This is a genomic window from Pseudomonas sp. UMAB-40 (genome assembly GCF_900095275.1).
In the GTDB taxonomy this organism is placed as follows: domain Bacteria; phylum Pseudomonadota; class Gammaproteobacteria; order Pseudomonadales; family Pseudomonadaceae; genus Aquipseudomonas; species Aquipseudomonas mandelii_B.
The window spans coordinates 52,137-74,545 of record NZ_LT607563.1 but is presented as its reverse complement, the minus strand read 5'-3'; the positions used below and the strand labels follow the sequence as shown (position 1 = coordinate 74,545).

The window sequence follows — 22,409 nt, the reverse complement described above, 5'->3', positions numbered from 1 at the left end:
TTGTGTTCACCAAAGATCCCTGTGGGAGCGGGCTTGCCCGCGATGGGGGCCTCAGGCAGACAACATCTCCCGCAACACCCTGCAATCCGCCGCATGCCAATCCGTCAGTTCCGGCCAAGGGTTATCCGGCAAATTCACCAACACCGTCCGCGCCCCCGCCGCTCGACCGCAATCCAGATCAAAACGGTAATCGCCGACCATCACCATCTCGCTCGCCGGCACGTTCCAGGCTTGGGCCAATTTCAGCAAACCACCGGGATGCGGTTTGGGCGGTGCTTCATCACGCCCCAGCACATCCTCCACGGCAAAGCAGTCAGCCAGGCCGATCGCCTCCAGGGTTACGTGCGCCAGCTCCCGGGCATTGCGCGTGAGAATGCCCAGGCGATAACCACGCCCGGCCAACTCACGCACCAGCTCCACCGCGCCCGGCGCAGCTTTCGAACCCAGCGCCAGATCACGTTCGTGCTCCAGCAGCCACGCATGCTTGGCGGCCGCTTCATCGGCCGGCAGCGCCGCGAGGTGGGTCAGGATGTCGTCTTCGGCGGGAATCGCCAACGCCACGCGGATCGCCGCGAAGTCATGCACAGCCACCGTCAGGGTGCCGTCCATGTCGAACACCCAGTGCCGCACCTCGGCCAGGCTCATGCCCAATCCTTGCGGTGACGGATCAAGCCTTCCTGAGTCACCGAGGCCACCAGTTGCCCGGCACGATTGAACACGCTGCCACGGCTGAACCCTCGAGAATTGCCGGCCCAAGGGCTGTCCATCGCGTACAGCAACCAGTCATCGGCGCGCAGGTCTGCATGGAACCACAGCGAGTGATCGAGGCTGGCGACCTGCATGTCTTTCTGCCAGACCGATTTGCCGTGAGGCTGCATCGAGGTGGTCAGCAGACCGAAGTCCGAGGCGTAGGCCAGCAAGTACTTGTGCAGCGCCGGAGAGTCAGCCAAGGCACCGTCGGCGCGAAACCAGACGTACTTGACCGGATCGGACGGTTGCGGGTTGTAGGGATCTTTCTCGGTGATCGGTCGGAATTCGATCGGCTTGGGGCATAGAAATTTTTCGCGCATGTGCTCAGGAATCAGGTGCGCACGCTGTTGGGTGAGCTCCAGTTCCGAAGGCAGGTTTTCCGGGCCCACCACGGTCGGCATCTCAGCCTGATGCTCAAAGCCTTTTTCGTCGTACTGGAACGAGGCGCTGCAGGTGAAGATCGGGTTGCCTTTCTGGATCGCCGTCACCCGGCGCGTGCTGAAACTGCCGCCATCACGCACCCGGTCAACCTGATAGACGACTGGCAACGCGGAATCGCCCGGGCGCAGGAAATAACCGTGCATCGAATGCACATGGCGCGTTTCTTCGACTGTCTGACTGGCCGCCGACAACGACTGACCGATCACTTGACCGCCGAACAACTGACGAAAACCCAGGTCCTGACTGCGGCCACGAAACAGGTTTTCTTCGATCGGTTCCAGGGTCAGCAAATCGACCAGATCATCCAACACTTGGCTCATTCAGACTCTCCTCACACAAAGCTTGCCGCGCAGTCTTGGCTGCGGCGGTCGATTCAGTTTATGGCCGGGGCCAACATGGGAGCCATTGTAAACGTCCGTGCCTGCTTATCCATGCAAGGTTTGCAGCCATTGTTCACGGGAGATGCGATACAGCACATGGTGACGCAAGGGATGATCGGCCGCGAGCTTGGGATGGTCAAAGTCATCGGCTGAATCATGGTGCATGCCGATCGCTTGCATGACTTTTTCCGAAGGCAGGTTGTCTTTGGCGGTGAACGACACGACTTCTTGCAGCGCCAACCGGTCAAAGCCGCAACGCAGAGCGGTCCACGCCGCCTCACTGGCATAACCCAGGCCCCAATGCTCACGCGCCAAGCGCCAGCCGATTTCGGTCGCAGGGGTGAATGGCGCGTCGAAACCGACCATGCCGAGGCCGGTGAAACCGATGAATGCCCCGGTGTCCTTGCGTTCCAGCGCCCAGAGACCAAAGCCATGTTCGGCAAAATGCCCGCGAATCCGTCCGATCAGCGAAGCACTCTCCAGACGACTCAAAGGGGCCGGAAAATAGCGCATGACCTGTGGATCGGCGCACATCGCCGCAAACTCCGGCAAATCCTCATCGCGCCACTGCCGCAACACCAGTCGCGCGCTCTCGAGTTCCAGTATCGGCTCCATCGTGTCCTCCCCTTTCCATGCCGCAAGTCTACAACGCTGGTAGGATCCTTCACTCATTCCTACCTGAATTCGTTATGCCGCTGCCGCTGATCTACCACGAAGACTACAGCCCCGAATTCCCGGCGGATCACCGCTTCCCCATGGACAAGTTTCGCCTGCTGCGCGATCACCTGGTGGACAGCGGCCTGACCCGGGACGCCGACCTGCTGCGCCCGGACCTCTGCCCCCCGGAGATTCTCGCCCTCGCCCATGACGCTGCCTATATCGAACGCTACATGAGCGGCGAGTTGTCCCGCGAAGACCAGCGGCGCCTCGGCCTGCCCTGGAGCGAAGCACTGGCCCGGCGCACGGTGCGGGCGGTCGGCGGTTCCTTGCTCGCGGCAGAGCAGGCGCTGGAACACGGGTTGGCCTGTCATTTGGCCGGTGGCACCCATCACGCGCATTACGACTATCCGGCGGGTTTCTGCATCTTCAATGACCTGGCGGTGATCAGCCATTTCCTGCTGGAAAGCGGCCGTGTGAATCGGGTGCTGATCTTCGATTGCGACGTGCACCAGGGCGATGGGACTGCACGGATTCTGCACAACACCCCGGACGCGATAACCGTTTCCCTGCACTGCGAAAAGAATTTTCCTGCACGCAAGGCCGAAAGCGACTGGGACATCCCGCTCCCCAAAGGCATGGGCGATGCCGATTACCTGAAGGTGGTGGACGACGCGTTGAATTATTTGCTGCCGCTCTACCAACCGGATCTGGTGTTGTATGACGCCGGTGTCGACGTGCACAAGGATGACGCCCTCGGTTACCTGAAGCTGACCGACGAAGGTGTGGCCGCTCGCGATGAAAGCGTGATGCGCCATTGCCTGGGGCGGGATATTCCGGTGGTCGGGGTGATTGGCGGCGGCTACAGCAAGGACCGCAAGGCCCTGGCGCGCCGCCACGGCATCCTGCATCACAGCGCACAACGGGTCTGGCAGTCATCAGGTTGTCATTGAGGTGTGAGTCTTTACCCACAATGCCTGTGGAACTGCCTGTGGATAACCTGAGTGAAAGGGCCTGCAGGCCATGCGACGTATGGGCTACAACTTAGTGGTTGTTTTTTGATCACCTCTCAAAAACACCAATGAACCCTGTGGGAGCGGGCTTGCCCGCGATGAGGCCGGCACTTCCAACATCTTTATTGACTGACAGTCCGCTATCGCGGGCAAGTCGAATCGTCGCACCGCCGCTCCCACAGGTATCGCGTACTGCTAGAATGTGCGGCTATTTCGCCACACCGCAGCGCTCATCATGACTCAGCCCTCGACCTCCTCCTCTTCTCACGTAGCCATCATCGGCGGCGGCCCCGCCGGCCTGATGGCGGCCGAAGTGTTGAGCCAGGCCGGGATCAAGGTCGACCTGTACGACGGCATGCCGTCGGTGGGGCGAAAATTCCTGCTGGCCGGTGTCGGCGGCATGAACATCACCCATTCCGAAGCCTACCCGGCATTTCTCTCACGCTACGCCGAACGCGCGCCGCAGATTGCCCCGCTGCTTCGCTCATTCGGCGCTGATGCGTTGTGCCAATGGATTCATGACCTGGGCATCGAAACCTTCGTCGGCAGCTCCGGCCGGGTGTTTCCGACCGACATGAAAGCCGCGCCCCTGTTGCGCGCCTGGCTCAAGCGCTTGCGCGAGGCTGGCGTCGTTATCCACACCCGCCACCGTTGGGTCGGCTGGGATGACCACGGTGGATTACGCATCGACAGCCCCGACGGCGAAACCCTCATCAAGCCCGACGCCACCTTGCTGGCCCTCGGCGGCGGCAGCTGGTCACGCCTCGGATCGGACGGCGCGTGGATGCTGCCACTGGAACAGCGCGGCGTAGGACTGATGCCGTTGCAACCGAGTAATTGCGGCTTCGAGGTGCAGGCCTGGAGCGAGTTGATGGTCAGCAAGTTCGCTGGCGCACCGCTGAAAAACATCGCCATCGGCCTCAATGACGACGTGCCGCGCTTGGGCGAATGCGTGATCACCGCGACCGGGATCGAAGGCAGTTTGATCTACGCCCTCTCGGCACCGATTCGAGAGGCCATCAATCAGCACGGCTCCGCCACCATCCACCTCGACCTGCTACCGGGCCGGCCTGTGGATAAAGTTAAGGCGGCGCTGAGCAAACCACGTGGCTCCCGCTCCATGTCCAAGCACCTGCACAGCCAACTCGGGATCGATGGGGTGAAAGCGGCGTTGCTGCGCGAACTTACGCCAGCCGAATGCTTTGCTGATCCGGCGTTGCTGGCCAAAGCGATCAAGGCGTTGCCGCTGACTTTAGTGAAAACCCGTCCACTGGACGAGGCCATCAGCAGCGCCGGTGGCGTGATGTTCGAGTCGATGGATGAACGGCTGATGCTCAAGCAATTGCCTGGGGTGTTTTGCGCGGGAGAGATGCTCGATTGGGAAGCGCCGACCGGCGGCTATCTGCTGACCGCGTGTTTCGCCAGTGGGCGCGCGGCGGGGTTGGGGATGGTGGAGTGGTTGAAGCGCTAGGCTTGAAACCGAGGCGCGCCCTTCGCGGGCAAGCCCGCTCCCACATTTGATCTTTGGCGTTCACAAATTATGTGCTCACAGAAAATCCAGTGTGGGAGCGGGCTTGCTCGCGAAGACGTCCTTCCAGACGCCGGAGCTTTTTAAGGCTTCTTCTTACGCGGCCCAGTGTTAAACACCGGCACTTTTCGCACAGGCTTGATCGAAGGCTCCGGCGCCGAAGCATCCCCACTCTCAACCCATTTACCCAGGTTGCGTTTACCGCCACCGGAAGTCTTCGGCTTCTTCGGTTTTTTTGGCTTCTTCACTACCTGACCGCTGGCGTCAGTATCCGGTACCCGATGCTCAGGTTCGAAGTCGTGTTCCATCTGGCGAGGCAACGTCTGACGGGTCAACGTCTCGATGGCCGACAGCAGATTCACTTCATCGGCGCAGACCAGCGAAATCGCCTGCCCGGTTGCACCCGCGCGACCGGTACGACCGATCCGGTGGATGTAGTCCTCCGCCACGATCGGCAGGTCGAAATTGATCACCAATGGCAGATCTTCGATATCCAGACCACGGGCCGCAACGTCGGTGGCCACAAGAATCTGCACTTCACTGGCCTTGAAACGGTCCAGCGCACGCTGACGGGTTGCCTGCGGTTTGTCGCCGTGGATGCCGTCGGCATTGATGCCCAGGCCCTGGAGTTTTTCCACCAGCGCGTCCACACCATTGCGGGTCTTGGCGAACACCAGCACTTGCTTCCACTTGCCCTTGCGCATCAAGTGAACGAACAGTTCAGGCTTGCGCTTCTTGTCCACCACCACGACCCATTGCTTGACGGTGCTGGCGGCGACGTTGCGCGGGCTGACTTCGATGCTCAGTGGATCGTTGAGCATTTGCCCGGCCAGCAAGCGGATCGCGTCGGAGAACGTCGCGGAGAACAGCAGCGTCTGACGTTGCTTGGGCAGAACGCGGTAGATATTCCCCAGTTCCTCGGAGAAACCCAGATCAAGCATGCGATCGGCTTCGTCCAGAATCAGGGTTTGCAGCTGATTGAACTTGAGGGCCTTCTGGCGATACAGGTCGAGCAAACGACCCGGCGTCGCCACCAGCACGTCAACACCCTTGCGCAGCTTCATCATTTGCGGGTTGATGCTGACGCCGCCGTACACCGCGTAAGTGCTCAACGGCAGGTTCTCGGCGTACTGACGCACGGCTTCGTGAACCTGTTCGGCCAATTCGCGGGTCGGCACCAGGATCAGTGCGCGCACCGAGTTAGACGCCACTGTCGGCCCTTCCATGGCCAGCAATTGCAGGAGCGGCAGCGCGAAGCCAGCGGTCTTGCCGGTGCCGGTCTGGGCGGCGGCCATCAGGTCGCGACCGGCCAGCACCGCCGGAATGGCTTGCGCCTGAACCGGCGTCGGGGTCTGGTAGCCGAGCGTCTCGAGAGAGCGCAGCAAGGGTTCGATCAGGCCAAGGGTGGCGAAAGTCATGGGATTACCGTAGGAAAATTCAGCGCGGTTGTGCAGAACAAGTGTGCAATGGCGCGCAGTTTACCCTAATTCACGCGCGATTCTGTCTGCACCACGGCAGGAGGTCTTTGCGGAGCCCGGCGCCACTGCGGCAATCCGATCAACACCACGGCACTGATGATCACCAGCATCGCCAGCCCTTCTTCGATCCCGATGGTCTCGCCGACAAACACGATCCCCAGCAACACCGCCACCGCCGGGTTGACGTAGGCATAACTGGTGGCCGCCGCCGGACGCACGTTTTTCAACAGATACATATAAGCGTTGAAAGCGATGATCGAGCCGAAAAAGGTCAGGTAGGCCAGGGCCGCCCAGCCTTCGATCGGCGGCATGGCTTGCAGATGCTCACCACTCAGCGCACTGCCGATCAGCAGCGCTACACCGCCCACCAGCATTTCCACGGCACTGGCCATGGCGCCTTGGGGCAGCGGCAAGTGTTTGCTCCAGACCGAACCGAAGGCCCAGGACGCTGCCGCGAACACCAGCAATGCCGCACCCAGCGGGCTCGATTGCAGGTTGGAACCGAGGTTGAGCATGGCGATGCCGATCAGCCCGAGCGCAATTCCGGCCCATTCGAGACGAGTATTACGCGCCCCCCAGAAATAGCCGCAGAGCAAGGTAAACAGCGGCACGGTCGCCACCGCCAGCGCAGCCACACCCGAAGCGACGCCCGTGTGTTCAGCCACGCTGACCGCGCCGTTACCGAACGTCAGCAGCAAGATCCCGATGATCCCGGCGGCTTTCCACTGCACCCAGGTCGGTGCCGGCGCCCCGCGCCAGCGCAGGAAGGCGTACATCAAACTCCCGGCGATCACAAAGCGGATACCGGCGAGCAGGAGCGGCGGCCAGTACTCGACGCCGATGCGGATCACCAGGTAAGTCGAGCCCCAAATCACGTACAACGCGAAAAAGGCGGCGATCAACGGTAAGGGAAAACGACGTAAGCCAGGCATGGGCAGCTCGATGACAGGACAATGTGAACAGCTATTCTAGAAAGGCCAGCGGCGCAAAATAAGTTACAAAACCTGTTTATAGCGCCGGTACACTTTTCAAAACACGGAGATTGGCGCTATATACCGTGCTTTCGAAAGTCAGTCATTTTCCAGGAATACAACGATGGATAAATACGACCGCATGCTCCTCAGCGCCCTGCTGGAAAACGGTCGTGCGTCCTACGCCGACCTGGCACGCAAGGTCAACCTGTCCGCCCCGGCCGTGGCCGAGCGCGTGGCCAAACTCGAAGCCAGTGGGGTCATCACCGGTTACCAGGCCAAAGTTGACATGGCAAAGCTTGGCTTGCCTATCCAGTGCGTGATCGAACTGCGCCTGAACCAACACGGTAACCAGAAGGCCTACGACGACCTGATCAAAATCCCACAACTGACGGAGTGCCACCGGGTGACAGGGGATCCGTGTGTGATCATGCAAGCGGCGGTGGGTTCGATGCCGGAGCTGGAAGAGTTGATCAACCGCATTGCCAAGTTCGGGTTCAGCAAGACCTCGATTGTGTTGTCGAGCGCCATCGAAAAGCGCGTGCCGTTGGGGCAACTTGAAGGCAATGGAAAGCTTTGATACGACACGCCCCCTGTAGGAGCCGGCTTGCTGGCGATAGCGGTTCGTCATTCACCATTGATGTCGACTGATACACCGCTATCGCCAGCAAGCCGGCTCCTACAGTGTGATTGTGGTGTGTCAGTCAGAACCCGCGATGCCGCTTGAGGTGTTCGTTGATCTTGGCCGCCGGCACCTTCTGCAAGCTGACCAGCAGATCATGCGACAACTCGCGCAACCCATGCTTCTGCTGCAGTTCCTGAAGCAGATGCCCCGTCAAGTTGGCTGCCATCTCGGCATCGGCCATGGCCCGGTGAGCCTTGCCGGTGTTGGGCAGGCTGGCGAAGGTGGTGAGGGTGCCGAGTTTGTGGTTCGGCGCGGCGGGCATCAGGCGGCGGGCAAGTAGCAGCGAGCAGGCGAAGTTCTGCAAGCGGGTGCGTTTGATGCGGCCGAGTTCAAAGTCCCAGAATTTCTGGTCGAACGCGGCGTTGTGCGCCAGCAGCGGCGTGACGCCGACGAATTCGTTGACCTCGTTCATCACCTGCTCGGCCGAGGGCGCGGTGCGCAGCATGGCGTTGCTGATGCCGGTGAGTTGTTCGATGAAGGCCGGGACGCGCACGCCGGCATTCATCAGGCTCTGGTAACGCTCGACGATGCGCCCCTGTTCAAGGATCACCACGGCGATTTCCGTGGCCCGGCAGCTGCTGCTCGGGGAGATCCCGGTGGTTTCAAAGTCGATGACTGCTATGCGTTCCAAACCTGTTTCAACTCCGTAAAAATCAATTCTTGAGCAGCAACGCGCCTTCGATCGGCACGTAGCGGCTGGCGGCGCGGATCAGCGAGTTGGCCGTCAGGCCCGGCACGCCGTAGGCCACGGCCTGCACGCCATGCTTGGTGATGATGCGCTCCAGCAGCATGTCGAAATCACCGTCACCGGAGGCCAGCACCACTTCATCGACATGATCGGCGGCGTCCATGATGTCGAGGGTGATGCCCACGTCCCAGTCGCCTTTGGCCGAGCCATCGCTGCGCTGGATATAGGGCTTGAGCTTCACGATGAAGCCGAGGTTGCGCAGGATCTGCTGGAATTGCTGCTGCTTGCTGTCGCCGCGATCAATCGCATAGGCATAAGCCTCGACGATCTCGCCCTGTTTGCTGATATCAGCCCACAACGCGGCGTAGTTGAAGTGGCAACCATAGGCCTGACGCACGGTGTAATAGAGGTTTTGAACGTCGGCGAACACTGCGATTTTTTTCACCGTGCATCCTCTTTGGCGCAGTCGCGCGCAGGCTGGGTCAGGCACCAGGCCCGAAAAGTGGCCCAGTATGCCAGCCTCAAGGATTGTTCCGCGAATAATCGGCCATGTGGCGAGGCTGCGCGCTCCCGCTGGCGCTCGAAACGCACCCTCACTTTAGAACGTAAGGGGCCTGCTTCGCACTCCAGCGGGACGGTGCTGCGTTCCGACAAGCGCCCTCGCCACAGGGGATCAGACGAAGGAGTCGTCGTCGCCGCCGAAGAACGATGAGTTGTCATCGCTGTAGTCGGCGTCGGTAAAGCCGCCCTGATCACTGGAGTTGTCAGCCACACGCTGGTCGTCACCCCAACCGTTGCCGCTATCGCTCTGATCGTTGACCTGGGCCGGTTCTTCCTTGATGACTTCGACGACTTCCTGAGGTTGCTGATTGCTGTGGAACAGGCTGCTGATGCCTTGTGCCAGCATCACGCCACCGGCCACACCGGCGGCGGTTTTCAGTGCGCCGCCAAGGAAACCACTGCCAATCCCGGGGGCTTGCTGCTGCGGTGCGTAATTCTGCTGCGGCGGTGCTGCACCGAAGTTCTGTTGCTGTGGCGGCTGCGAATTGAACGACGGCCGCCCCGGCTCACGCCATCCACCATTGGAGGACGGCGCGCTTTGCGTCGGTGCAGGCTGCGGATCACGGGAACCGCCGCCAAAGATGCTCGACAGGAAACCACCGCTGGCAGGCGCCGACGGCTGAGCCTTGGCCGATTGCAGTTCGGCCTGCAATTGCTGGACTTGCTGAGCGAGCTGCTTGTTCTGTGCGTCGAGGCTTTTGATGGCCGCTTCCTGAACCAGAATCGCCTGGGTCATGAAATAGCCTGCCGCGGGTTGGCGAGTCAGGTGCTCCTTGATCCGCGCCTCAGCCTGGGCGTCGCGTGGGGCTGAGTCCGTTTCGGCCTGTTGCAGCCGGGAAAACAGTCCATCGATCAGGGTTTGTTCTTCGCTGTTCATGGCGACCTCGTAGATTGCCGGGAATATCGTCGCCCTTATCCACTGTGGATAAGGTGCTCTCCAGTAATGGGGCTGATACAGGATGTTTCAATGACCTTTACCGAACGTTTACGTTTGCGCCCCAAAGGGCTTCATCGGTTAAAGTGGGCCACTGCTTTCAACCTGCGATACCGACTGATGAATTCGTTCGATGTACTGCGTGACTCTCTGTATTTCTTCAAGCGCAATCTGGGCCAGATCGTGCGCCTGTGCCTGCCGCTGGTGATCTTCGAAGCGCTGCTGCAACAAGTGGTCGATCGCTCCACCGAGCCGGACAGTTTCCCCGGCATCAGCGTGATGGTCGGCTTGCTGGTCTATCCGCTGTACACCGCCGCACTGATCCTGTTTCTCGATGCCCGCAGCCGTGGAGAATCACCGAGCACCCGCGAGTTGCTGTCGAGGTCGGCCTACCTGTGGCCGCGCTTCGCCCTGCTCACTGCCCTCAACACCTTGTTGATCCTGATCGGCTTGTCGCTGTATTTCCTGCCGGGCATCTGGCTGATGGTAACCCTGGCATTCGGTGAATACCTGCTGGTGCTGCGCGGCCTGGCCCCGTTGGCGGCGATGAAGGAAAGCCTGCGCCTGACCCGCGGCCATTTCCTGCGAATCCTGGTGTGCATCCTGTGTGTGATGGGCCCGTTGTGGGTGCTCAAGGGCGCGACCCTTGCGGTTTACCCGGAGCCGCAGAACCCGGTGATTTCGCTGCTGATCGACAGCGCGCACAGCTTTTTACAACTGTTCACCAGCGTGGTGCTGTTCCGGTTGTTCATGCTGATTGCCGATGCCCCCGAGAAAATTGACGGGCCGCTATGACCCATGGGCTTAAGCCCGACGCTCGGTTATGCTCGGGCTCATCTTTTGTAACGCTATAAGCCGAGCCATGACCCGTCTACTGCGCTACACCCTGCTGGGCCTGCTGATCGCGGCGGGCCTGATTGCCTTGCTGGTTTACAACCTGACCTGGCGTCCCGGTGCCAAAGAAGCAGCACCGGTCGGCTGCAGCGCTCAGGCGCCCACGCTGGTCCCCGGCCAGGCCCTGAAAGTCATGACCTGGAACGTCCAGTACCTGGCGGGCAAGCGCTACGTGTTCTGGAATGACCTGGCCGAAGGCGACGACGAAAGCCCCACTGCCGAAGACATGGCCTTCAGCCTCGATGAGGTGGCGCGGGTGATTCGCGACGAGCAACCGGACATTGTGCTGTTGCAGGAACTGGATGACGGCGCCAAGGCCAGCGATTACCAGAACCAGTTCAAGTTGCTCCAGGAACGGGTCGCCGACCTTTATCCGTGCAGCGCTCACGCCTTCGACTGGAAAGCCGATTTTGTGCCGCTGCCGCACATTTTCGGCAGCGTCGGCCGGCAACTGGCAACGCTCAGCCGATACCAGATCGAACACGCCGAACGCCTGCAATTGCCGGTCGCGTCGGCCAACATCATCAGCCGTCAGTTCAAACCGAAAAACGCCTTGCTGACGACTTACCTGCCGCTGAGCGACGGCGGGCAGATCGCGGTGCTCAATACCCATCTGGACCGCGTCATCCAACCTGATGAAACCCTGCTGGCCCAAGTGACCGCCGTGGCCAAGGTGCTCGACAAATATGAAAGCCATGGCACCCCGTGGTTGATCGGTGGCGACTTCAACTTGTTGCCGCTAGGCCAGTACCGACGCCTGCCCGACGAACAACGCACGCCCTACTCCGTGGACAGTGCCTTGCATGTGCTGTGGGACAAATACCCGATGATCCCGACCAACAACGAAGCCAGCGGGATCGACCGGGCGCGGTGGCTGACCCATTACCCAAATGATCCAGGCCTGAACGGCCCGGACCGAACGGTTGATTACCTGTTCTACAGCCCGCGGATCAAACGGGTCGAGGCGATGGTGAGGCAGGACGATACCTTGCGGATCTCCGATCATTTGCCGGTGATTGCGAGGTTCCTGCTACCTGCGGTCCCCTAACGGCAAATCACCATAAAACCTGTGGGAGCGGGCTTGCCCGCGATTCGGTTTAACATTCAGCAACTATGTTTTCTGACACACCGCTATCGCGGGCAGCCCGCTCCCACAGGGATTTGTGCAAGGTCAATGCACTTCCTCCAAGTCGTCATGCAGTAACCCGAAAATCCTGCGTTTCATGTCGATGAACGAGCGCTCCATCACCATGTCCAGGGTCCGTGGGCGTTCGATCGGCACATCCAGAATCTGCTTGATCCGCCCAGGCCGGGCGCCCATGACATAGACCCGATCCCCCAACAGAATCGCCTCATCGATATCGTGGGTCACGAACAGCACGGTCTTCTTGCTGTTGCCCCAGACCCGCAACAACAATTGCTGCATTTGCAGGCGCGTCTGGCTGTCGAGCGCGCCGAAGGGTTCGTCCATCAGCAGGATTTGCGGGTCATTGGCCAACGCTCGGGCAATCGCCACACGCTGCATCATGCCGCCGGACAACTGCTTGGCGTAGTTGTCGGCGAACCCGGTCAGCCCCACTTCATTGACGTAGTAATCGACGATCTCCTTGCGCTGCACGGCCGCCATGCCGCGCCGCTTGAGGCCGAACTCGACGTTCTGCCGCACGGTCAGCCACGGGAACAGCGTATAGCTCTGGAACACCATGCCGCGATCCGCACCCGGCCCCTGCACTTGCTGGCCGCCGACATAGATCTCGCCTTCCGTGGGCTCATTCAAACCCGCCGTGAGGTACAGCAGACTCGACTTGCCGCAGCCCGACGGCCCGACCAGCACGGCGAATTGTTGATCCGGCACTTCGAACGACACCTGCTCCAGCGCGGTGAACATACCGCCGTCAGGTTTCTGATAACGCAGGCTGACCTTGTCCACTTGCAGCCGTGGCGCGGCCTGCACCGGGGCGGCCGTGGGTGTGATGAAACGCGGGTTTACGGCGCTTACTGAGCCCATGCGGCGATCCTCAGACGGAGAAAACGGAACAGTTGATCGGTGACCAGGCCCAGCAGGCCGATGATCGCGATGGCCAGGAAAATCACATCCACCTGAAAGCCGCGCATGGCTTTCAGGCTCAAGTAACCCAGGCCACTGGAAGCGGCCACCAGCTCGGCGACCACCAGATAAGTCCAGGCCCAGCCCATGGTCACGCGCAGTGTGTCGAGCACGCCGGGCAATGACGCCGGGGCGATCACATGCAGCACCGCATCGCGGCGGGTCGAGCCCAAGGTGTAGGACGCGTTGATCAGGTCCTTGGAGATGCCCTTGGACACGTCCGCGATCATCACCAGTTGCTGGAAAAACACGCCGAAGATGATCACCGAAACCCGCTGCTCCAGACCGATACCGATCCACAAAATGAACAGTGGCACGAACGAGGTCACCGGCAGGTAACGGATGAAATTGACCATCGGCTCAAGGAACGCCTGAACGATGCGGAAGCTGCCCATCAGCAACCCCAGCGGCACCGCCACCAGCGACGAGACAATGAAACCGACCATCACCACTTCGAGGCTGGCCCACACATGCAGGCCCAGGGTGCCGTCGCGGCTCAGGCGCACGGCGGCTTCGGCCACCGCGCCCGGTGTCGGCAGGAACATGCCCGGCACCACGCCGCCGTAAGACAACCCGGCCCACAGGCCGATCAACAACACCCAGGCCAGGCCGCTCGCGCTCCAGATCACCTGCACCGGCAGGCCAGTCTTGGGCGTGATGCAGCGGCTCAGCCATGAATTGCGCTTGAACATGCGGACCTCCTACAGCGGGCTGACGAAGCGGTTGTCGATCAGGTCGTCATTGCTGACGTTGTAGGGCTTGCCCTGCAATTCGCTGGCGGTTTCATTGGCCAGTTTGATCAGTGGCTCGCTGTCGCCCGGCTTACCCGGAGAACCGAGGAGTTTTTCGCTCATGGCTTGATCGTAGAAGCGCACGCCTTGAGCGGCAGCGGCCAGCTCCTTCGGATCGGCGAGGTAACCGCCGACGCCTTTGGCCATGATTTTGTAAGCTTCTTGCGGATGGTCCTTGGTGTACTGCACGGCTTTGTAGAGACCGGCGACCAGGGCCTTGACGTCTTCCGGTTGCTTCTCGATGACGGTGCAGTTGAGCGCGACCACATCGACAATCACCCCCGGCGTACTGCTGCTGTCGATCAGCACTTTGCCTTGTTGCTTGCTGCGGACCATCGACAGGTGCGGCTCCCAGGTCACGGCGGCCGGCACACGACCGGCGATGAACGCGGTGGCGGCGTCATCGGCCGTCATGTTTTGCACGGTGATGTCGCTCATGCTCATGCCGTGTTTTTTCAGCAGGTACGACAGCCAGAACTGCGAGGTTGACCCTTCGTTCACCGCCACCGCCTTGCCTTTCAGTTCTTGCAAGCTCTTGACGTCCTTGCCCACCAGAACACCGTCGCCACCATGGCTGTCATCGAGCGCGGCGACGGCCTTGAAGCAGAATTGCGGACGGTACTTGAGCACTTCGTCGATGGTCGACGCCGAGCCCGACAACTCGCCCGATGCCTGGGCGGCCATGTACATCGAGGCTTCTTCGACGACGGGCAATTCGACGGTCAAACCGCCTTCCTTGAAGTAGCCAAGGTCCTGAGCGAGATAGAGGGTGCCGTAGCCGACCCACGTGGTGTGGCCGATGGACAGGGTGCCGGCCTGGGCGCTGGTAGCGACCGTGGCGGCGATGGCGGTGACCGCCAGTGGATGAGCGACGCGGTTAAGCAAGGACTTGATCATGGAGCACTCCCAAAGCTGTTGATTTAGTTTTGTCATGGGCAGTACGGCCAGTGGCCTTGGATCAGTTGCCACCGGTGGTCTCTGATGGACCTTTCGGTGGTCAGCATTCGGCTGACTGGCGAAGTCGATGTTGGACCAGCGGCGGGGATAGGAAAATCAGGAAATATGTCGTTGGGAGTGATGAAAAAACTGGGTAGTGCGCGCCGTAAAAGTGCGGTGTTGGCGGGGGTGCACGGGGAGGGTGCAAAAGCTGAGAGGTGTGTTGAATGAACGAAAGCAATCGCGGGCAAGCCCGCTCCCACAGGTTATGTGTCGAGCCTTAATCTTGAGGCCGACACAAATCCCTGTGGGAGCGGGCTTGCCCGCGATAAGGTCCGAAGGACCTTCCGACAATGTCAGAGCCGGCCGTATTCCTGAGCCGTCCGATCAACCGCTTTCAGGGTCTTGCCAACCAGCTCATCGATTTCCTCACGACGGGCAATCAACGCCGGCGCCATGATCATCCGCCCCAGCGTCGAGCGAATGATCACCCCTTCCTCAAAGCCAATCGTGCGGCAACGCCAGGCAATGTCGTTCTCGTTGGCAAAGCGCTTGCGGCTGCTTTTGTCCTCCGCAAATTGCAACGCCGCCACCATGCCGACACCCTGGATATCGCCCACCAACGGGTGATTGCCGAACACCTCGCGCAAGCACTGTTGCAGGTAAGGCCCGATGTCATCCTTGACCCGCGCCACCACCCCCTCATCGCGCAAAGCCGTGAGGTTGGCAATCGCCACCGCTGCCGCCACCGGGTGCCCGGAGTAAGTCAACCCGTGCGCAAACACCCCGCCCTGCTCCACCAATACCTGAGCCATTTTCTTCGACAGGATAAGCCCGCCCATGGGGATGTAACCCGAGGTCAAACCTTTGGCGATCGACAACGTGTCCGGCTCAAAACCGAAGTGCTCGTGAGCGAACCATTCGCCGGTGCGACCGAAGCCGCCGATCACTTCATCAGCGCACAACAGCACGTCGTACTTGCGGCAGATCCGCTGAATTTCCGGCCAGTAACTTTCTGGCGGGAAGATCATTCCGCCCGCACCCTGGAACGGTTCGGCGATAAATCCGGCGACCTTGTCCGCGCCCAGTTCGAGAATCTTCGCTTCCAGTTGCTGCGCCGCCCGCAGGCCGAATTCAGCCGGCGACAGGTTGCCCTCGTGGGCAAAAAAGTACGGCTCGTCGATGTGCTCGATGTCGGGAATCATGCCGCCCATTTCGTGCATGAATTTCATGCCACCGAGCGCCGTCGCCGCCAGTGTCGAGCCGTGATAACCGTTCCAGCGACCGATCATGATTTTCTTCTCGGGCTTGCCGAGAATCGTCCAGTAACGACGCACGGTGCGGATCAGCACCTCGTTGGCTTCGGAGCCGGAGTTGGTGTAGATCGCGTGGCTGTAGTGTCCGGGCAACAAGCTGAACAACAGCTCCGAGAGCTCGATCACCTGCGGGTGGGTGGTGTGGAAAAACATGTTGTAGTACGGCAGTTGCTCAAGCTGTCGGGTCGCCGCGGCCGCCAGGTCCTTGCGCCCGTAACCGAGGTTGGTGCACCACAACCCGGACATGCCGTCGAGGTAACGCCGGCCATCGTTGTCCCACAGGTGCAGGCGCTCACCCCGGACCATCACCCGCGGCCCTTCGTCGTTGAGCGCTTTTTGATCGACAAACGCGTGGATGTGGTGCGCAGCGTCGGCGGCCTGGTAGTCGCGGGTTTCACGTGGTGTGGTCATCGCCAGTTCTCCGTTTTGTTATTAGCGCAGCTGAAACCAGGTGGTCTTCAACTGGGTGTATTTATCGAATGAGTGCAGCGACAGGTCGCGGCCGAAACCGGACTGTTTGCCGCCACCGAAAGGCACGGTCACGTCCAATGCATCGACGCTGTTGACCGACACCGTGCCCGCTCGCAATTGCCGCGCCACACGGTGGGCGCGGTTGAGGTCGTCGGTCCACAGCGAGGCGGCCAAGCCGTAGACGCTGTCGTTGGCCAATTGCAAGGCATGGGCCTCGTCGTCGAACGCCGTGACCGCCAGCACCGGGCCGAACACTTCATCGCGAAACAGCGGCATGTCCGGGCTCACACCGGTAAAAATCGTCGGCTGAATGAAGTTGTCGGAGCCGTTGAATATCGACTGCCGACCGCCACAAAGTTTCGTTGCTCCTTGGCGCTCGGCCTGCTGGATGAACTTCATGATGCGTGCCGTCTGGCGGCTGTCGACAATCGCCCCGGCGCTGCTCGACGGGTCCAGCGGATCCCCCGGCTGCCAGCGCTCGGCCTGCACGTTCAGGCGCTCGACGAACTCGTCATGAATCGAACGCTGCACCAGCAGCCGGGAGTTGGCCGAGCAGACTTCGCCCTGATTAAAGAAGATGCCGAACGCGGCTTTCTCGGCGGCCAGGTCCAGGTCCTGGCAATCGGCGAACACCAGATTGGCGCTCTTGCCGCCGCACTCCAGCCACACCTGTTTCAGGTTCGATTGCGCGGAATACTGCATGAAATATTTGCCGACTTCGGTGGAGCCGGTGAACACCAGGCAATCGACGTCCGGGTGCAAACCGAGGGCTTTGCCGGTCTGCTCGCCGAGGCCTGGCAGCACGTTCAGCACGCCTGGCGGTAGACCGGCTTCCAGTGCAAGCTCAGCAAGACGCAACGCGGAGAACGGTGACTGCTCGGCAGGTTTTAGGATCACCGAATTGCCTGCGGCCAAGGCTGGCGCGAGTTTCCACGCGGCCATGTCCAGCGGGAAATTCCACGGCACCACGGCGGCGACCACACCCAGCGCTTCGCGGGTAATGGTCGCCAGCACGTTTTGCGCACTCGGGGCGATCTGATCGTAGAGTTTGTCGAGGCTTTCGGCGTACCAGCGAAACACCCCGGCGGCGCCCGGCACGTCGATGTTGTAGGCGTCCGTCACAGGCTTGCCCATGTTCAGCGAGTCGAGCAGCGCCAGTTCTTCGCGGTGGGTCATGATCAGCTCCGCCAGACGCAGCAACACGTGCTTGCGCTCGCTCGGCGAACGCCCCGACCAGGTGCCGACCTCGAATACCCGCCGCGCAGTGCGCACCGCCGCGTCCACCTCTTCATCACCGCAAGCGGTCACGCTCGCCAGACGCTGGCCAGTGGCGGGGTTGATCGCTGTGAAGGTCTGCCCCGACTGCGCCGAACGGGGTTTGCCGTCGATCAGGGCCTGATCGGGAAACCGCAGCGCGGCGGCTTTGTTTTGCCAATATGCAAGCTCGAACACGTTCAGATGCTCCAAGGGCTTTTCTTGTGTCTGGATGGTGGCCCAGGCCCGAGTCCAGTAAAAATAGTAAAAATGTCTTTGCAGACCATGAAAAAACTGGGCAGCCAATCTCCCCGGTGGCGCGGGATGTGGTTATTGTTCAAACACAACAACACCGTCGTCAGAACGGATGCAGTCGGCGCAAAAATTGCCTGGATGTCGAGTCCATCCACCCCGAGGTTTGCCGTGGCTGCCTACAACCTGCGTCAATTGAAATACTTCATCACCACCGTCGAATGTGGCAGCGTCGCCGAGGCTTCGCGCAAGCTGTATATCGCGCAGCCGGCGATCTCCACAGCGATCAAAGGCCTGGAAGACAGCTTCGGCGTGCAACTGCTGATCCGTCATCACGCCCAGGGCGTGTCCCTGACACCGAGCGGCGCACGCTTCTATCGCAAGGCCCAGGAACTGCTGCGCATGGCCAAGGAGTTCGAACAGAACGCCCTCGCCGACAACGACGTGGTGGCCGGGCAAATCGATATCGGCTGCTTCGAAACGGTCGCACCGCTGTACTTGCCGCAACTGATTGCCGGGTTCTCGGCGCTGTACCCGGGGGTGAAAATCCGCATCCGCGACGGCGAGCAGCAAGAGCTGGTGCAAGGCCTGACGTCGGGCACCTTCGACCTGGCGATCCTCTATGAGCACGAACTCGACGCCACCATTCAGACCGAACCGCTGATGCCGGCGCAACGGCCTTATGCGTTGCTGCCGGCGGACCATCGCTTCGCCCAGCTCAAGCAAGTGTCGCTGCGTGATCTGTGCCTGGAACCGATGATTCTGCTGGACGTGCAACCGAGCCGGACTTACTTCGTCAGTCTGTTCGAAGAACTGAACCTGTCGCCGAACATTGCCTTCAGCTCACCGTCGATCGAGATGGTGCGGGGGATGGTTGGGCAAGGGTTTGGTTTCTCGATACTGGTGACGCGACCGCATTCGGAATGCACTTACGACGGGAAGAAAGTGGTGTGCGTGGATATTGTCGAAGAGGTCACTGGTTCAGGGCTGGTGGCGGCGTGGTTGAAGCGCGGGCAGCTGACCAAACCGGCGCAGTTGTTTGCCGATTATTGCCGCGAACAACTCACCGCGAAGGCCCAGACAAAACCTTGATGCCGAGTGAGGTCTGCAAACCACAACAGATCTACTGTGGGAGCTGGCTTGCCTGCGATGACTTCGGCACATAAAGCATTGATGTTGCCTGACACTCCGCTATCGCAGGCAAGCCAGCTCCCACAGGGTTCTTCGTTGTTTTTGGAAGATCATTTACGCGGTTTGATCCGCGCCGTCGCCTCAGCCACCAACGGATCATCCGGCCAGTAATGCTTCGGATACCGCCCCTTCAAATCCTTCTTCACCTCGGCATACGTGCTGCGCCAGAAGTTCGCCAAGTCCTGGGTCACCTGCACCGGCCGGCGCGCCGGGGACAGCAGATGCAACTTCACCACTTGCCGTCCCCCGGCAATGCGCGGGGTATCGGACAGGCCGAACAGCTCCTGCAAACGCACCGCCAGAATCGGCGGCTGCTCGCTGTAGTCCAGACGAATCGAAGAACCCGACGGCACGCTCAGGTGATGCGGCGCCTGTTCATCCAAACGTTGCGGCAGCGGCCAGGGCAAAAGGTTATGGACGATGCTCGACAGGTCGAGGTTGGCGAAATGACTGAGGCGCGAGACTTTGCCCAGATACGGCATCAACCAGTGCTCAAGGTTTTTGAGCAGCGCGGCATCACTGACATCCGGCCACTCACTCTCGCTCTTGCTGCCAAGGTCCAACTGACGCAACAACGCCACCCGTGCCTGCCACTGACGCAGTTCCGGGGTCCATGGCAACAGCTCCAGACCTTTGCGCCGCACCAGATTGACCAGCGCCTGACTGCGGGCGGTTTCATCGAGCCCCGTCAGCGGCTCACGGCTGAGGATCAATTCACCGACCTTGCGCTGACGCTCGGCGCGCAACACGCCTTCGCGCTCGTCCCAATCCAGTTGATCGACCACGCGCACTTGCTCGGCCAGCACGGAATCGAACAGCGCCGGATCAAAATCCGCCGCCAGATAAATCCGTTCCTCACGCTGCCCCTGACGACTGCCCAGATCCGCAATCACCAACCACGCTTGCTTCATCAGACTGTCCGCTTCAGCGAACAACGCAGCACGGCCGTTGGCCAGCCGATATTCAGCGCCACCGGCGCGGCGTTGCTGGGCGACGCGGTCGGGATAGGCCAACGCGAGCAGCGCACCGAGCCAGCGCGGATGATCGGGATCGCTGACCGGCTCCGACGCCTTGCCACGCAGATAACCGCGATACTGCCGCGCCAGTTGCCGGGCACGTTGCACACCACCCTGAGCGCCGCGTGCGGCCCGCTCTTCGCCGGACAACAGCACCAATCGGCTATGCAGATCCGCCCCGGCGCCACGCAAAATATCCCGCTCACCGAGCAATGCCGCGACATCGCACGCCATGTCGGCCAAGCCGAGCGCCTGACCGCGCAACAGCAAATGGGCGATGCGCGGATGGGCCGGCAGTTCGGCCATGGCCTGACCGTGACGGGTCAGCGCTTCGCCGTCCAATGCACCCAGGCGATCAAGCAAATCCTGAGCCTGTGCATAAGCGGCGGCGGGCGGCACGTCGAGCCACACCAATTGCGTCGGTGTCACGCCCCAGCGCCCGAGCTGCAAGGCCAGACCGGCGAGGTCGGCCGAGAGAATCTCCGCGCTGGCATAGGCCGCCAGTTGCTCGTGCTGATCCTGCGACCACAGCCGATAACACACGCCCGGTTCGAGGCGCCCTGCCCGGCCTGCGCGCTGAGTGGCGCTGGCTTTGGAAATTCGTTGCGTGTCGAGACGAGTCATGCCGCTGCCGGGATCGAAACGCGGCACCCGCGCCAGCCCGGCATCAATCACCACGCGCACGCCGTCGATGGTCAGGCTGGTCTCGGCGATGTTGGTCGCCAACACCACTTTGCGTTTGCCCGCTGGGGCCGGATCGATTGCCGCGCGTTGGGCGGCGAGGTCCAATTCACCGTGCAACGGGCAGAGCAAAACCTGTGTGCTCTCGCCCAGCGCATCCGCCAATTGTTGATGCACGCGCCGAATTTCCGCCTGCCCCGGCAGGAACACCAGCACGCTGCCGGTCTCGTCATTCAAGGCTTCGAGAATCGTCTGCACCAGACGCGACTCAATGAATTCGCCGGGCTGGAACGGCCGACCCCAGCGCATCGCCACCGGGTACATGCGGCCTTCACTGCGCAGGATCGGCGCGTCATCGAGCAACCCGGCCAGGCGTTCGCCTTCGAGCGTTGCAGACATCAAAAGGATTTTCAGCGGCTGGTCGTCGCGGAACAGCTCCCGGCCATTCAGGCTCAGGGCCAATGCCAGGTCCGCGTCGAGGCTGCGCTCGTGGAATTCGTCGAAGATCAGCAGGCCAACGCCGTCGAGTGCAGGGTCATCCTGCAAGCGTCGGGTGAGAATGCCTTCGGTGACCACTTCGATACGGGTGTTGGGGCCGACTTTGCTGTCCAGACGGATCCGGTAGCCAACGGTTTCACCGACCTTCTCACCCAGCTCACTGGCCAGACGCTCCGCCGCCGCCCGCGCCGCCAAACGGCGCGGCTCAAGCATCAGAATGGTCTGCCCGGCCAGCCACGGCTCGTTGAGCAAGGCCAGCGGAACCCGGGTGGTCTTACCGGCGCCGGGCGGTGCTTCGAGCACGGCTTCGTGGCGTGTAGCCAAGGCTTCACGCAGGACGGGTAAAACTTCATCAATCGGCAAAGAAATCATGCTGGCTCCAAAACAGAGGCCCGAGTATAACGGCGAACTGTCCGGGCTTTATCACGGTCCTAATTCATATGGACGCCCCTTCGTTTACCAGATGACTCAGGAGATTTCTCATGCGTGTTCCCTTTCGCCTGATTGGCGGTGTATTGGTCGCCACCCTGCTCACCCAGGTCACCGCGTGCGGATCGATTTTCTACCCCGACCGTCGGGGGCAGATTGACGGCAAGATCGACCCGGCCATTGCGGCGCTGGATGCCGTGGGCTTGCTGTTCTACATCATCCCCGGCCTGATCGCGTTTGCCGTCGACTTCGCCACCGGGGCGATTTACTTCGAGCCCGGCCACACGGCCCAAGTGGCTCCGGAAAAACTCAAGGAAGCGATCGGCGCCGACGGCAAAGTTGATAACCATAAGTTGCAGACTATTCTCGAAACCGAGTTGGGTCGCAGCTTCCCTCTGGATGACCCACGCCTGATTCAACACAAAGGCAGCACTCAGCAACTGGCCATGTTTGGCCTGCAGCCTGCCGCGTAACCCGTGCATTTAAA

The 22,409-nt window shown here is 61.1% G+C and carries 21 protein-coding genes; 7 read left to right on the top strand and 14 right to left on the bottom strand.

Annotated elements, in window-relative coordinates:
- Positions 1-51: 51 nt before the first annotated feature.
- From K0F88_RS18780 to K0F88_RS18770, 3 genes are all read right to left on the bottom strand, one after another.
- Positions 52-645, bottom strand: coding sequence for an HAD family hydrolase (locus tag K0F88_RS18780; protein WP_219096060.1), 594 nt, complete (start codon positions 643-645; stop codon positions 52-54).
- Entirely contained in the window at positions 642-1,511 is an 870-nt protein-coding gene (gene tesB / locus K0F88_RS18775) for an acyl-CoA thioesterase II (RefSeq protein ID WP_219096059.1), read from the bottom strand. The genes K0F88_RS18780 and tesB overlap by 4 nt, the downstream gene beginning before the upstream one ends.
- Before the next feature lie 105 nt (positions 1,512-1,616).
- Positions 1,617-2,186, bottom strand: coding sequence for a GNAT family N-acetyltransferase (locus K0F88_RS18770; protein WP_219096058.1), 570 nt, complete (start codon positions 2,184-2,186; stop codon positions 1,617-1,619).
- A gap of 74 nt (positions 2,187-2,260) precedes the next feature.
- Here K0F88_RS18770 and K0F88_RS18765 point away from each other — a divergent pair, with 74 nt between their 5' ends.
- Together K0F88_RS18765 and K0F88_RS18760 are read left to right on the top strand one after the other, a co-directional pair.
- On the top strand, positions 2,261-3,181 hold the full coding sequence (locus K0F88_RS18765; protein WP_219096057.1) for a histone deacetylase: 921 nt from the start codon (positions 2,261-2,263) through the stop codon (positions 3,179-3,181).
- A 295-nt stretch (positions 3,182-3,476) separates the two neighbouring features.
- Complete coding sequence (locus K0F88_RS18760) at positions 3,477-4,712, top strand: TIGR03862 family flavoprotein (protein WP_219096056.1); 1,236 nt, start codon at positions 3,477-3,479, stop codon at positions 4,710-4,712.
- A gap of 140 nt (positions 4,713-4,852) precedes the next feature.
- On the opposite strand, the gene K0F88_RS18755 is transcribed toward K0F88_RS18760, so the two are convergent.
- Together K0F88_RS18755 and yedA are read right to left on the bottom strand one after the other, a co-directional pair.
- Entirely contained in the window at positions 4,853-6,187 is a 1,335-nt protein-coding gene (locus tag K0F88_RS18755; RefSeq protein WP_219096055.1) for a DEAD/DEAH box helicase, read from the bottom strand.
- Positions 6,188-6,252: 65 nt separating this feature from the next.
- On the bottom strand, positions 6,253-7,179 hold the full coding sequence (gene yedA / locus K0F88_RS18750) for a drug/metabolite exporter YedA (RefSeq protein ID WP_219096054.1): 927 nt from the start codon (positions 7,177-7,179) through the stop codon (positions 6,253-6,255).
- Between the two features lie 163 nt (positions 7,180-7,342).
- Between yedA and K0F88_RS18745 the strand changes: the two genes are divergently transcribed.
- The gene (locus K0F88_RS18745) at positions 7,343-7,798 is read left to right on the top strand and encodes an Lrp/AsnC family transcriptional regulator (protein WP_219096053.1); all 456 of its coding nucleotides are present in this window, start codon (positions 7,343-7,345) and stop codon (positions 7,796-7,798) included.
- Positions 7,799-7,922: 124 nt separating this feature from the next.
- Here the strand turns inward: K0F88_RS18745 and K0F88_RS18740 are convergent, their stop codons facing one another.
- The 3 genes from K0F88_RS18740 to K0F88_RS18730 all read right to left on the bottom strand — a co-directional run bounded on the left by K0F88_RS18740 (position 7,923) and on the right by K0F88_RS18730 (position 10,029).
- Positions 7,923-8,534 carry a PolC-type DNA polymerase III gene (locus K0F88_RS18740; protein ID WP_219096052.1) on the bottom strand — a complete coding sequence of 204 codons (612 nt, stop codon included), beginning with the start codon at positions 8,532-8,534 and terminating at the stop codon, positions 7,923-7,925.
- Positions 8,535-8,556: 22 nt separating this feature from the next.
- Complete coding sequence (locus tag K0F88_RS18735) at positions 8,557-9,036, bottom strand: NYN domain-containing protein (protein WP_010467410.1); 480 nt, start codon at positions 9,034-9,036, stop codon at positions 8,557-8,559.
- Between the two features lie 228 nt (positions 9,037-9,264).
- The gene (locus K0F88_RS18730) at positions 9,265-10,029 is read right to left on the bottom strand and encodes a DUF2076 domain-containing protein (protein WP_219096051.1); all 765 of its coding nucleotides are present in this window, start codon (positions 10,027-10,029) and stop codon (positions 9,265-9,267) included.
- Between the two features lie 177 nt (positions 10,030-10,206).
- Between K0F88_RS18730 and K0F88_RS18725 the strand changes: the two genes are divergently transcribed.
- Both K0F88_RS18725 and K0F88_RS18720 read left to right on the top strand, forming a co-directional pair.
- Entirely contained in the window at positions 10,207-10,881 is a 675-nt protein-coding gene (locus K0F88_RS18725) for a YciC family protein (RefSeq protein WP_219096050.1), read from the top strand.
- 67 nt (positions 10,882-10,948) lie between these two features.
- A complete protein-coding gene (locus K0F88_RS18720) occupies positions 10,949-12,028 on the top strand; it encodes an endonuclease/exonuclease/phosphatase family protein (RefSeq protein WP_219096049.1) in 1,080 nt (359 codons plus the stop codon).
- Positions 12,029-12,151: 123 nt separating this feature from the next.
- Here K0F88_RS18720 and K0F88_RS18715 read toward each other — a convergent pair whose 3' ends face one another.
- From K0F88_RS18715 to K0F88_RS18695, 5 genes are all read right to left on the bottom strand, one after another.
- Complete coding sequence (locus K0F88_RS18715; protein WP_094470502.1) at positions 12,152-12,988, bottom strand: ABC transporter ATP-binding protein; 837 nt, start codon at positions 12,986-12,988, stop codon at positions 12,152-12,154.
- Positions 12,976-13,779 carry an ABC transporter permease gene (locus tag K0F88_RS18710; RefSeq protein ID WP_010467403.1) on the bottom strand — a complete coding sequence of 268 codons (804 nt, stop codon included), beginning with the start codon at positions 13,777-13,779 and terminating at the stop codon, positions 12,976-12,978. The genes K0F88_RS18715 and K0F88_RS18710 overlap by 13 nt, the downstream gene beginning before the upstream one ends.
- A gap of 9 nt (positions 13,780-13,788) precedes the next feature.
- Positions 13,789-14,775: an ABC transporter substrate-binding protein gene (locus K0F88_RS18705; RefSeq protein ID WP_094470501.1), complete on the bottom strand. Its 987-nt coding sequence runs from the start codon at positions 14,773-14,775 to the stop codon at positions 13,789-13,791.
- A 395-nt stretch (positions 14,776-15,170) separates the two neighbouring features.
- Positions 15,171-16,541 (bottom strand): aspartate aminotransferase family protein, encoded by a 1,371-nt coding sequence (locus tag K0F88_RS18700; protein ID WP_094470500.1) that lies wholly within the window; start codon positions 16,539-16,541, stop codon positions 15,171-15,173.
- A gap of 21 nt (positions 16,542-16,562) precedes the next feature.
- A complete protein-coding gene (locus tag K0F88_RS18695; RefSeq protein ID WP_094470534.1) occupies positions 16,563-18,053 on the bottom strand; it encodes an aldehyde dehydrogenase in 1,491 nt (496 codons plus the stop codon).
- 225 nt (positions 18,054-18,278) lie between these two features.
- On the opposite strand from K0F88_RS18695, the gene K0F88_RS18690 reads away from it, so the two are divergent.
- Positions 18,279-19,199 carry a LysR substrate-binding domain-containing protein gene (locus K0F88_RS18690; protein WP_094470533.1) on the top strand — a complete coding sequence of 307 codons (921 nt, stop codon included), beginning with the start codon at positions 18,279-18,281 and terminating at the stop codon, positions 19,197-19,199.
- Between the two features lie 149 nt (positions 19,200-19,348).
- On the opposite strand, the gene hrpB is transcribed toward K0F88_RS18690, so the two are convergent.
- Positions 19,349-21,865: an ATP-dependent helicase HrpB gene (hrpB, locus tag K0F88_RS18685; RefSeq protein WP_219096048.1), complete on the bottom strand. Its 2,517-nt coding sequence runs from the start codon at positions 21,863-21,865 to the stop codon at positions 19,349-19,351.
- A 110-nt stretch (positions 21,866-21,975) separates the two neighbouring features.
- Here hrpB and K0F88_RS18680 point away from each other — a divergent pair, with 110 nt between their 5' ends.
- A complete protein-coding gene (locus K0F88_RS18680; RefSeq protein ID WP_094470498.1) occupies positions 21,976-22,395 on the top strand; it encodes a polyribonucleotide nucleotidyltransferase in 420 nt (139 codons plus the stop codon).
- Positions 22,396-22,409 lie beyond the last annotated feature (14 nt).

Coding starts and splice junctions, on each gene's coding strand:
- K0F88_RS18780 (WP_219096060.1), bottom strand. CDS start 645: ATGAGCCTGGCCGAGGTGCGGCACTGGGTGTTCGACATGGACGGCACC.
- tesB (WP_219096059.1), bottom strand. CDS start 1,511: ATGAGCCAAGTGTTGGATGATCTGGTCGATTTGCTGACCCTGGAACCG.
- K0F88_RS18770 (WP_219096058.1), bottom strand. CDS start 2,186: ATGGAGCCGATACTGGAACTCGAGAGCGCGCGACTGGTGTTGCGGCAG.
- K0F88_RS18765 (WP_219096057.1), top strand. CDS start 2,261: ATGCCGCTGCCGCTGATCTACCACGAAGACTACAGCCCCGAATTCCCG.
- K0F88_RS18760 (WP_219096056.1), top strand. CDS start 3,477: ATGACTCAGCCCTCGACCTCCTCCTCTTCTCACGTAGCCATCATCGGC.
- K0F88_RS18755 (WP_219096055.1), bottom strand. CDS start 6,187: ATGACTTTCGCCACCCTTGGCCTGATCGAACCCTTGCTGCGCTCTCTC.
- yedA (WP_219096054.1), bottom strand. CDS start 7,179: ATGCCTGGCTTACGTCGTTTTCCCTTACCGTTGATCGCCGCCTTTTTC.
- K0F88_RS18745 (WP_219096053.1), top strand. CDS start 7,343: ATGGATAAATACGACCGCATGCTCCTCAGCGCCCTGCTGGAAAACGGT.
- K0F88_RS18730 (WP_219096051.1), bottom strand. CDS start 10,029: ATGAACAGCGAAGAACAAACCCTGATCGATGGACTGTTTTCCCGGCTG.
- K0F88_RS18725 (WP_219096050.1), top strand. CDS start 10,207: ATGAATTCGTTCGATGTACTGCGTGACTCTCTGTATTTCTTCAAGCGC.
- K0F88_RS18720 (WP_219096049.1), top strand. CDS start 10,949: ATGACCCGTCTACTGCGCTACACCCTGCTGGGCCTGCTGATCGCGGCG.
- K0F88_RS18715 (WP_094470502.1), bottom strand. CDS start 12,988: ATGGGCTCAGTAAGCGCCGTAAACCCGCGTTTCATCACACCCACGGCC.
- K0F88_RS18710 (WP_010467403.1), bottom strand. CDS start 13,779: ATGTTCAAGCGCAATTCATGGCTGAGCCGCTGCATCACGCCCAAGACT.
- K0F88_RS18705 (WP_094470501.1), bottom strand. CDS start 14,775: ATGATCAAGTCCTTGCTTAACCGCGTCGCTCATCCACTGGCGGTCACC.
- K0F88_RS18700 (WP_094470500.1), bottom strand. CDS start 16,541: ATGACCACACCACGTGAAACCCGCGACTACCAGGCCGCCGACGCTGCG.
- hrpB (WP_219096048.1), bottom strand. CDS start 21,865: ATGATTTCTTTGCCGATTGATGAAGTTTTACCCGTCCTGCGTGAAGCC.
- K0F88_RS18680 (WP_094470498.1), top strand. CDS start 21,976: ATGCGTGTTCCCTTTCGCCTGATTGGCGGTGTATTGGTCGCCACCCTG.